This is a genomic window from Shewanella sp. SW1, assembly GCF_025653545.1.
Classification (GTDB): Bacteria; Pseudomonadota; Gammaproteobacteria; order Enterobacterales; family Shewanellaceae; genus Shewanella; species Shewanella oncorhynchi.
The window spans coordinates 154,448-164,179 of the sequence record NZ_JAKKSG010000013.1; the positions used below are offsets into that span (position 1 = coordinate 154,448).

At 45.1% G+C, this 9,732-nt stretch carries 8 protein-coding genes; 2 read left to right on the forward strand and 6 right to left on the reverse strand.

Going from position 1 to position 9,732, the window contains the following annotated elements:
- The first annotated feature begins 100 nt into the window (after positions 1-100).
- Positions 101-3,964 (forward strand): S8 family serine peptidase, encoded by a 3,864-nt coding sequence (locus L5M71_RS13365; RefSeq protein ID WP_263208276.1) that lies wholly within the window; start codon positions 101-103, stop codon positions 3,962-3,964.
- Between the two features lie 68 nt (positions 3,965-4,032).
- Here L5M71_RS13365 and L5M71_RS13370 read toward each other — a convergent pair whose 3' ends face one another.
- The 6 genes from L5M71_RS13370 to L5M71_RS13395 form a co-directional block, all read right to left on the reverse strand.
- Positions 4,033-4,803, reverse strand: a complete 771-nt coding sequence (locus L5M71_RS13370; RefSeq protein ID WP_006080287.1) for an ABC transporter permease — start codon at positions 4,801-4,803, stop codon at positions 4,033-4,035.
- Positions 4,800-5,738: an ABC transporter ATP-binding protein gene (locus L5M71_RS13375; protein ID WP_113939775.1), complete on the reverse strand. Its 939-nt coding sequence runs from the start codon at positions 5,736-5,738 to the stop codon at positions 4,800-4,802. The genes L5M71_RS13370 and L5M71_RS13375 overlap by 4 nt, the downstream gene beginning before the upstream one ends.
- Positions 5,739-5,941: 203 nt before the next feature.
- Positions 5,942-6,472: a hypoxanthine phosphoribosyltransferase gene (gene hpt, locus L5M71_RS13380; protein WP_028761726.1), complete on the reverse strand. Its 531-nt coding sequence runs from the start codon at positions 6,470-6,472 to the stop codon at positions 5,942-5,944.
- 7 nt (positions 6,473-6,479) lie between these two features.
- Positions 6,480-7,139: a flavin prenyltransferase UbiX gene (locus L5M71_RS13385; protein WP_212599735.1), complete on the reverse strand. Its 660-nt coding sequence runs from the start codon at positions 7,137-7,139 to the stop codon at positions 6,480-6,482.
- A gap of 1 nt (position 7,140) precedes the next feature.
- Positions 7,141-8,535 carry a UDP-N-acetylmuramate:L-alanyl-gamma-D-glutamyl-meso-diaminopimelate ligase gene (mpl, locus tag L5M71_RS13390; RefSeq protein ID WP_263145309.1) on the reverse strand — a complete coding sequence of 465 codons (1,395 nt, stop codon included), beginning with the start codon at positions 8,533-8,535 and terminating at the stop codon, positions 7,141-7,143.
- A 198-nt stretch (positions 8,536-8,733) separates the two neighbouring features.
- Positions 8,734-9,357 carry a hypothetical protein gene (locus L5M71_RS13395; protein ID WP_263208272.1) on the reverse strand — a complete coding sequence of 208 codons (624 nt, stop codon included), beginning with the start codon at positions 9,355-9,357 and terminating at the stop codon, positions 8,734-8,736.
- A gap of 218 nt (positions 9,358-9,575) precedes the next feature.
- Here L5M71_RS13395 and L5M71_RS13400 point away from each other — a divergent pair.
- The coding region (locus L5M71_RS13400) for a transposase (RefSeq protein WP_259573881.1) at positions 9,576-9,732 on the forward strand (157 nt) is incomplete at its 3' end.

Sequence of the window (9,732 nt, forward strand, 5' to 3'; positions counted from 1 at the left end):
CTTCATTGCTGCCGCCAAAGAGCGCAGCAGAAACTATAACAATTCAGCTACAAGCACATTTAGTAAAGTGCTGAAAGCATTAATTGACAAGGAAGAAGTTGTGAAGACAAAACTATCGATCGCTATCTCTGCTGCACTACTCTCAAGCGCAGCTATTGCTAACAGTGAATTTACATTTAAAACTTACTCTCCAGAAATAAGCGCGCATGATAAATATACTAAACCGCAAACATCAGCCACTAACCTCGATGCTCCACAACGTTTTATTGTTGAGATGGAATCTCCTGCACTAGCTAAGTATAGAGGCGGCATCGGCAACTTCGCAGCAACAGCTTTAAATTCGAAAAAAGAAAAACTAGATATTCAATCTACTAATGTCAAAAGCTATTCAAGTCACCTAGCTAAAGAGCAAAACGCTTTTGCTAGCAATTTAGCTAAAATTGCGCCAAATGCAAAAGTGGAACGTCATTTCCAAACACTTTTTAACGGTATAACAATTGTTGGCCAAGGACTAAGTGTTGAAAAAATAGCCAAAATGCCTGGGGTGAAAGCTGTATACCCAGAGGCTATATATGAAACTAGCATGGATGCATCACACCAAGTGATTAATACCCCGGCTATGTGGGAAGCCGTTTCCGGCATGGCTAATGCGGGCAAAGGAATGAAAGTTGCTATTATTGATGGCGGTATTCGTCCGGAAAACCCCATGTTTACCGATGCAGGCTTCACAGCCCCCAGCGGTAGTCGACCATCGGATGACTACTGCTCGACTGTTGATGCATCTTTCTGTAATAACAAACTAATCGTTGCGCGTTGGTCACAGCCAACATCACCTGTGTGTCCTAATGAATACATGAGTCCACTTAGCTATGGTGGTCACGGAACTCACGTTGCAGGTACCGCTGTCGGTAACAAGATATCAACTACTTATAAAGATATTCCCGTTCAACTATCTGGTGTAGCACCAGCAGCTTACCTTATGGTCTACAAGGCTCTTTACAGTAAGCCTGATTGCACAGGCGGAACCGGCTCTAACATCATGTTAATGGAAGCCTTAGAGCATGCTGTTAATGATGGCGCAGATGTAATCAACAACTCATGGGGGGGGAGTGCTGGTAGTGATCCAGCTAGCAGCCCATACAAAACCATGTTTGAAGCTGCAGAAGCTGCGGGTGTTGTTGTAGTTAGCGCTGCCGGTAACGATGGTAATGGTCCTCAAACTATCGGCTGCCCTGCTTGTATTGAATCAGGAATAACTGTTGCTAACACTACAACAGGGCGTTTTTTCGCTAATAGCTTTAATACCGGTGGTGATGATTTACTTGCTATCCCAAGTTCTGATGCAGTGCTTTCAGAAGATATTACCGCTCCAGTGATTGCGGCCGTTAATTTAGATGCTGAAAATGCCAATGGTTGTGATGCCTTTGCTGCGGATTCATTCAAAGATGGCATTGCATTGATTTCTCGCGGAACATGTAACTTCTCATTAAAAGCCACAAACGCAAAAGCTGCAGGCGCTAAAGCCCTTGTAGTTTATAACAATGCGGCAGGTGCACCAACGACTATGTCTATGCCTGGTGAACCATTCCCTGCAGTCATGATTACGAAAGATGCAGGTTTAGCCGTAATTGAAGCCATGGGAGATGCTGCAACAACAGGTACGATAGTTGCAAAAACTAAACGCATCATGGTTTCTGAACTTGCTGATAACCTAAATAGCACCAGTTCACGCGGTCCTGATGGCAACCAAAATATTCTTAAACCGGATATTGCAGCACCTGGTACCAACATTCTGTCAGCTTTTTCTCCTGATGATGGTGGTGAAGACTTTAATATGATCTCTGGCACCAGTATGGCAAGCCCGCACGTAGCAGGTGCTGCAGCTATGATGCGTCAATTACATCCAGATTGGTCTGCAAACGATATTAAAACTGCTTTAACATCAACAGCTAAATTTGATGATATTTTAGATGATGATGCAACAACACCAGCCACACCATTTGGTATGGGTGCTGGACGCATGGATTTAGATGCTGCAGCCAAAGCAGTATTAACCTTTGACAAACCTTCAATTGCTTCAGACTCTTGCGTTGGTCCATGCACCTTCACTCGTACTGTCTATAACAAAAGCGATGCAACGACATCTTGGAGCTTATCAACTTCATCAGATAGCACAGGCATCACAGTATCCCCCTCTACCTTAGAACTTGCCGCAGGAGCCTCTGCCACGTTTACTGTAACCGTTGACTCAACTTTCGCAGAATATGGTGAGTGGATTTTTGGTAATGTAATGATAAGCAGCACCGAAGGACTGCAAGATGCTCACTTACCTTTGGCTGTGTTAGCTAAAGAGTCAAGTGATGCCTCACTGATTTCGACTACGAGCAAGAAAACCGAACTTAACGCAACCGATGCGATTCCAATATCAGTTGTGATTAACAATAACTCATTTGACAGTACAGTGACTATTACAGCACAAGCACCAGAAGGCACGAAACTAACATCGAAAGATGATGTAAAAGTTAGCTTAGCTGGCGCGACGCAAAATGGTTTACAAATCAACGAAGATATAGGCAACATTACTTGGGTTGGGTCACTTAATCTTCCTAAAATGACGACAACTAAGGGCTCTGCTGGTTTCCCAAGCATAGTGAGTCTAGGGGTCAAACCAATTACTTGTCCAGAAGGTTGTGATGAACAAGCGTTCACCTTTACTGTGCCTAGCTTTAAATACAATGGGGTTAGCTATTCCAGCATCACTATGTCTGACAATGGTCTAGCGATTGTTGGAGGTGGAAGTGCAAGTGGTACATTTGCGAACAAAAAGCTACCTGATGGCAGCAACCCAAATAACATTTTAGCGCCCTTCTGGTCAGATTTTGATTTATCAGATAAATCTGCTGGCGATACTGGCGGTGGTGACTTAGCCGTTGGTGTATTCACAGATGATGATGGAGTTAAATGGTTAGCTTTAGAGTGGAATAAAGGCCAACTCTATGGTGATACATCAAATACACCTTATACGTTTAGCATTTGGATTAAAACAGGTGATACTGAAGAGGTTGTATTCAATTACATAAATATTCCAAATATGCCTTCAAACGTCACTATCGGCGCTGAAAATATAGGCGGAACAATTGGAACAACTTACCACTTTAATGGTGAAGGTGATTCGGTTGTAACAGGTAATACATTGACGCTGAAAAACACAACGGCAGGTAATGTTACTATCGACTATCTGGCTAAAGCGACAGAATTCTCCTTTGGCACTGGCGATATGGCAGAAGCTACAGAAGAAACCTCAATAGAAATTGATTTGCTCGCAAATGATATCAATCCAGATCAAAAAGTTGCTCGCGCATCAATCACAGGCAATGGCATAACCGCCAATGCACAGCGTGTTTTGGATATTGCTCCTGTAGGTACATTGTCTAAAGCAACTGTAGTAGACGCACCTGCCAATGGTGCTGTCACTATCAGTGAAGCTGGCATTGCGACTTATCAGCCTAAGAAAGACTTCTTTGGCACCGATAGCTTCACTTACAGCGTCGAAGATGCCGATGGCAACGTATCAAAAGCGACGAAAGTGACTGTGACAGTTGCTAATGTCAATGATGCACCAACTGTCGCCCCAACAGGAGAAACCTTGCCTACAGGCCAAAAAATCACCGTCATGTCAAATGCTAAAGATGTCGATGGCGATGCACTCACCTACATTTGGACACAGACATCAGGTCCTACAGTGACTTTTGATCCTGCAGCAAAAAATATTAACTTTACCCCAAAAGAGCAGGGAACCTATACATTTACTGTTATTGCGAATGATGGCACATTAAACAGTAATACTGGTGAAGTGACTGCGGTTGCTGCACCAAATAAAAATACAGACAATGGAGGAGGTTCGCTCGGTTGGCTAACCGCCTTATTGTTACCACTGGCGGCAATGCGTCGTCGTATGAAGTAACGAGTTGTTGACACTAAAAAGGGAGCTTTAATGGCTCCCTTTTTCTATTACGCTCTAAAGAAATATGTCTAGGAACGCAGGCCGATTCCGCGCGAGACTAAGTAATACGCTAAGGTCCAAAGTGCGACGCAGAAACCGATCATAATGGCAATGGATAATGGCACGCTGATATCGGCGAAGCCTAAAAAGCCGTAGCGGAACACATTGATCATATAGACCACAGGGTTAAGTGCCGACACGCCTTGCCAAAATGGGGGCAAGAGTGACAGGGAGTAAAATACGCCGCCAAGGTAAGTTAATGGGGTAAGCACAAAGGTGGGGATGATACTAATGTCGTCGAAGCTTTTAGCAAAAACAGCGTTAATTAAGCCACCCAATGAAAATAACACTGAAGTTAAAAACACTGTCATCACCACTAAACCTGCATGATGTAAGCTAATGTCGACAAAGAACATGGCCACTAACGTCACTATTAGGCCGACACACAAACCGCGCGCCACGCCGCCACCTACGTAGCCAGCAATCAGCACATAATGGGGCACAGGTGCCACCATCAACTCTTCTAAATTACGTTGAAACTTGGCACTGTAAAATGAGCTAGCGACATTCGAGTAAGAGTTAGTGATCACCGACATCATGATCAAACCAGGGGCGATAAACTCCATATAAGATACGCCGCCCATTTCTCCAATCCGGCTGCCGACTAAGTTACCAAAAATCAAAAAATACAAGGTCATGGTAATCGCTGGCGGGACTAAGGTCTGGATCCAAATTCGCGTAAAACGATTAATCTCTTTACTTAAAATACTTTTAAAGGCAATAAAGTAGAGCTGATTCATGCTGAGGCTCCCTGAGTTTTCTTCACGAGTTCGACGAAGAGTTCTTCTAACCGATTAGACTTGTTACGCATCGATAGCACTTCAATATTGGCTGCGCTCAATTGGCTAAAGACATCGTTAAGATTATGCTCTTTCGCTACATCCACCTCTAAGGTATGAGAGTCGGTTAAGCGACAAGCCATGCCATCGAGCACGGGGGCCGTTCCAGTATCGCGACGAAGATCGAGAATAAAAGTCTCCATATTCAGCTTACTCAGCAACGCCTTCATGCTAGTGCATTCCACTAAAATACCTTTATCGATAATGCCGATATTACGGCAAAGCATTTCCGCTTCTTCAAGGTAATGAGTGGTCAGGATGATCGTCACGCCCTGCTGGTTAATTTGTTTGAGAAACTCCCACATAGAACGGCGCAGTTCAATATCCACACCTGCGGTAGGTTCATCTAAAATCAATAATTTAGGTTCGTGCATCAGGGCGCGCGCAATCATTAACCGTCGCTTCATGCCGCCGGATAATTCCCGCGAAGGGCTATTGCGCTTTTCCCACAGATCCAGTTGACTTAAGTATTTTTGGGCACGCTCAAGGGCGATAGGTTTTGGCACACCATAGTAACCCGCTTGATTCACCACAATTTGCAGCACGGTTTCAAACTGGTTGAAGTTAAACTCTTGTGGCACTAAACCAATGCAGAGCTTGGCGTGTTCTAGCTGCTTATCAATATCATAATCAAAGACTTTGACCGTACCTGAACTCTTCTGCACTAAGGAGCTAATAATACCAATCGTGGTGGATTTACCCGCACCATTGGGGCCTAGCAAGGCAAAGAAATCCCCTTGATTGACGGTGAGGCTGATGCCTTTGACCGCTTCGACGCCGCCTTTATAGGTTTTTTTAAGCCCTTCGAGTACTAGAGCATGGGTAATATTCGCCATATTTGTACCGATCCTTACACATTAGAAAGTAATAAGATGGTGCTAAAAAACACAATTACAATGATGGGTTGCAGAACTAAAGCAAAAAAATAGCTAATTGATTGAAAAAACAATCTTTAATGATTCAATCATTAATACTTTTTATATTGCCGCAAAAAGCAAAACTCCCGCCTGCTGCGGGAGTTTTAAACTGTATCGGACACTTAATCGAGTGGTACGACTTTGGCGATATAAGGTAGATTGCGATACTGCTCGGCATAATCAATACCATAACCTACGATAAACTCATCAGGGATAGTAAAACCGATAAAATCGACCTTCACATCCACTTCACGACGTTCAGGTTTATCCAGCAGGGTGCACAGTGCAAGGCTCTTAGGCTCCCGCAGTAACAACATCTCGCGCACTTTGCTTAACGTATTACCTGAGTCAATCAAGTCTTCCACAATCAATACATCGCGACCGGCGATATCTGATTGCACATCTTTCAGCACTTTCACATCCCGTGAGCTGGTCATAGTATTGCCATAACTGGAAACCGACATAAAATCGATTTCAACATGCCCTTTAATGCGGCGACACAGGTCAGCCATAAAGACCACTGAGCCTTTTAACAAGCCTACCATCAGCAGACGTTCACTGTGGGCATAATGGGCATTGATTAGCTCGGCCATTTGATCCAATTTCTGGCTTATCTCTTCAGCAGAGATCATCACTTCGGTGGTGTGTTTCATATAAGTCTCAATTGTCGAGGTCGCGGTTAGACTGTTTGTCATAACCCCAGCGACTCGTTAATGCATGGTCAACGCCCAAATGATCGAGAATTCGAGCGACCATAAAGTCTACCAGATCTTCTACCGATTTGGGATTGTGATAAAAACCGGGTGCAGCGGGCATAATGGTCGCGCCGAGGCGAGAAAGGCTTAACATATGCTCTAAGTGTATGGCACTAAAAGGAGTTTCCCTCGGTACTAGGATAAGCTGACCGCGCTCTTTAATCACCACATCGGCGGCGCGTTCGAGTAAATTATTACTCATTCCAGTGGCTACAGCCGCTAACGTCCCCGTCGAGCAAGGGCAAATCACCATTTGTTTAGGTGCAGCGCTACCCGATGCAGGCGGCGAAAACCACTCATCTTTGCCTAATACCACTAACTCGCCAGCAATAATCACGCCTTTTTCGTGCAGCAAAGCCAACAGCTGGGCATGGGCTTTGTCACCGTTGGCGCTTAACTGTAAGCCGTGTTCCGTCGCCAATACCACTCGAGCGGCACTGGAGATCATCAAAAACACTTGATAACCCGATACCAATAGACACTCGAGTAACTTAAGCCCATAGGGTGCACCCGAGGCACCTGTCCAAGCTAAGCTAATCGCCTTAGTCGACTTTGCGTAGGCCATCTTAGCTAACCTGCTCTACAGTTGAAGCCTGTTCTAATGCGGCCAGCAGCTTCTTATGTAACCCACCAAAACCGCCGTTACTCATCACCACTATGGTGTCGCCTGCTTTGGCGGTTGCTGCGACTTTCGCGACCACATCATCAATTTGATGTAACACAGTCACAGGGATCACCGCCGCTTCCATGGCTTCTTTCATATTCCAGTCGATGGTATCGGCTTGATATAAAAAGGCTTCGTCGGCTTGCATCATAGAAAAAGCTAAAGTGTCTTTATGGACACCGCTCTTCATGGTATTTGAGCGCGGCTCAAGTACCACAGTAATTTTGCTCTGCCCAACCTTAGCCCGCATACCTTTTAACGTGGTCGCAATGGCCGTCGGATGGTGGGCAAAATCGTCATATACGCTCACACCGTTAACGGTTCCGAGTAATTCTAGTCGACGCTTAGGTGGCATAAACTTAGCTAAAGCTTCAATTGCAGCACTCGGCTTAACGCCCACGTGGCGTGCGGCAGCAATAGCCATTATGGCGTTTTCAATATTGTGTTGACCAATCAAATCCCATTCGAGAATGCCTTGAGACTCACCATCAAAAAACACTTCAAAGCGATGGCAATCATCACTTAACGCTTTGCCATACCAACCGCTGGTCGATTCGGCTAAATGATAGGTTTCTTGCTCACTCCAACAACCCATATCAATCGTTTGCTTAACAGCATGGGAATCGGCGGGCCAAATGATCTTGCCTTCACCTGGAACGGTGCGAACTAAGTGGTTAAACTGTTTTTGAATAGCAGCCAGATCGGCAAAAATATCGGCATGATCAAACTCAAGATTGTTGATCACTAAGGTACGCGGATGATAATGCACGAATTTCGAACGTTTATCGAAAAAGGCACTGTCGTATTCGTCGGCCTCAACGACAAAGAAAGCGGTCTTGCCTAAACGTGCCGACACACCAAAGTTTTGCGGTACGCCACCGATTAAGAACCCAGGCTCATAACCACAATCATCTAAAATCCAGGCTAACATGCTAGATGTCGAGGTTTTACCGTGAGTACCAGACACTGCCAGCACCCAACGCTCAGGCAAAATATGATCGGCTAAAAACTGCGGGCCAGAAGTATAAGGGATGCCAATGTTCAACACGGCTTCCACACAAGGATTACCCCGGCTCATGGCATTACCAATCACAACTAAGTCAGGATAATGCCCTGCTTCACCCAGCTGGCTGGGATCAAAACCTTGAATAAGCTCAATGCCTTGGTCCTCTAGTTGCGTGCTCATTGGAGGATAGACATTGGCATCCGAGCCCGTCACTCTGTGCCCTTTGGCCCTAGCCAATAACGCTAGACCACCCATGAAGGTTCCACAAATCCCTAAAATATGTACGTGCATACCGCTCGCTCTGATGTGTTGAATTCACCGCCATTCTAATCCATCGGGCGACAGATTGGCAGGTAACAATCGGTGAAAAGCACTGCAATCGCAAATGACAGTTTTTAAATCCGTAGATTTCACATTTGAGCTGCAGAACTGAGATTTTTAGATAACAGGTCAACTAACACAAGGCCGAAAACTGTCGCAATGGAGGTCCTAACGTAAGTCACGGTAGAGCTGAGCGTGCTGGCTACGGTGACGACTAAATAAGAATTGACGTAAGGCTTCACGCTCTTCGGTTTCGGCCTGAAACTTAACGAAGGCCAGACCTTTCTCGCTACGAATAGGCTCGATATCGACGCGCATAGTCTCGCCATTGGGCAATTGTAATTGCAAGTCTTTACTGCCTAACAATTGCTTAAATTGCTGCTGTGATTTAGCACGGATGGCCATGCCAGAACTGGATAACGAGGCAACAGACCATTGCTCACCTTGATCGTGGTCAAATATCCACACATCATCGGCTTGAGTTAACCGCCAACTGCGCTCCACTCCCGAGGCATCTAGCACTTCAGGCACACCTAAAGTGGGTTGAAACTGTCCAAAGTCATCCACATTCATCAGTAGCGGAAACCAGAGTTTATAGGGTCCAACTTCGGCCAATAAAGTGAGTTTTGCCTTGCCGAGAATCGAGGCAATAACTTGCGGCACTTCAGTTGTGACTGTGAGCACGTGATTGACTAGGGGATCGTTAGTCAAGGCAGTGCCCACACGAGTCGGCGAAAAAAGTTCGCTAAAACAAGCAAGCTCCTCCGCGGATAATCGAGGTTCATCCATCATGATACGTCCTCCCGAGTTAAATTCCTTACCCCAAAAAGTACCACCAAAGTATGGGATTGTACATTTTTACACCAAAACAGTGGCAAAAAACGGAATATAGGCTAGCAAGGCTAAATTCAAGACTCTATTAGGGTCTGTTGATCTTTCGAGAGTAATTTTTAGACAGCATGGCAAGACGTTATAATTTGCTTCGCCAAAAGTAACCATAACCTCAAGCCATGCCAAGACTTATGCTAACCGATGCACGCTGGGAAAAGCTATTTCATTTAATGAAAAGCACAGGCCGTGTTTATGACAAACCTGAACATAGACAAACATTCGAAGGTATTCTTTACCGCCTTAGAACAGGTATCCCTTGGCGAGATTTACCTAAAG

Excerpts from the sequence above, each read along its gene's own strand:
- L5M71_RS13385 (WP_212599735.1), bottom strand. The coding sequence starts at position 7,139 with ATGGCCTACGCAAAGTCGACTAAGGCGATTAGCTTAGCTTGGACAGGT.
- hpt (WP_028761726.1), bottom strand. The coding sequence starts at position 6,472 with ATGAAACACACCACCGAAGTGATGATCTCTGCTGAAGAGATAAGCCAG.
- L5M71_RS13395 (WP_263208272.1), bottom strand. The coding sequence starts at position 9,357 with ATGATGGATGAACCTCGATTATCCGCGGAGGAGCTTGCTTGTTTTAGC.
- L5M71_RS13370 (WP_006080287.1), bottom strand. The coding sequence starts at position 4,803 with ATGAATCAGCTCTACTTTATTGCCTTTAAAAGTATTTTAAGTAAAGAG.
- L5M71_RS13375 (WP_113939775.1), bottom strand. The coding sequence starts at position 5,738 with ATGGCGAATATTACCCATGCTCTAGTACTCGAAGGGCTTAAAAAAACC.
- mpl (WP_263145309.1), bottom strand. The coding sequence starts at position 8,535 with ATGCACGTACATATTTTAGGGATTTGTGGAACCTTCATGGGTGGTCTA.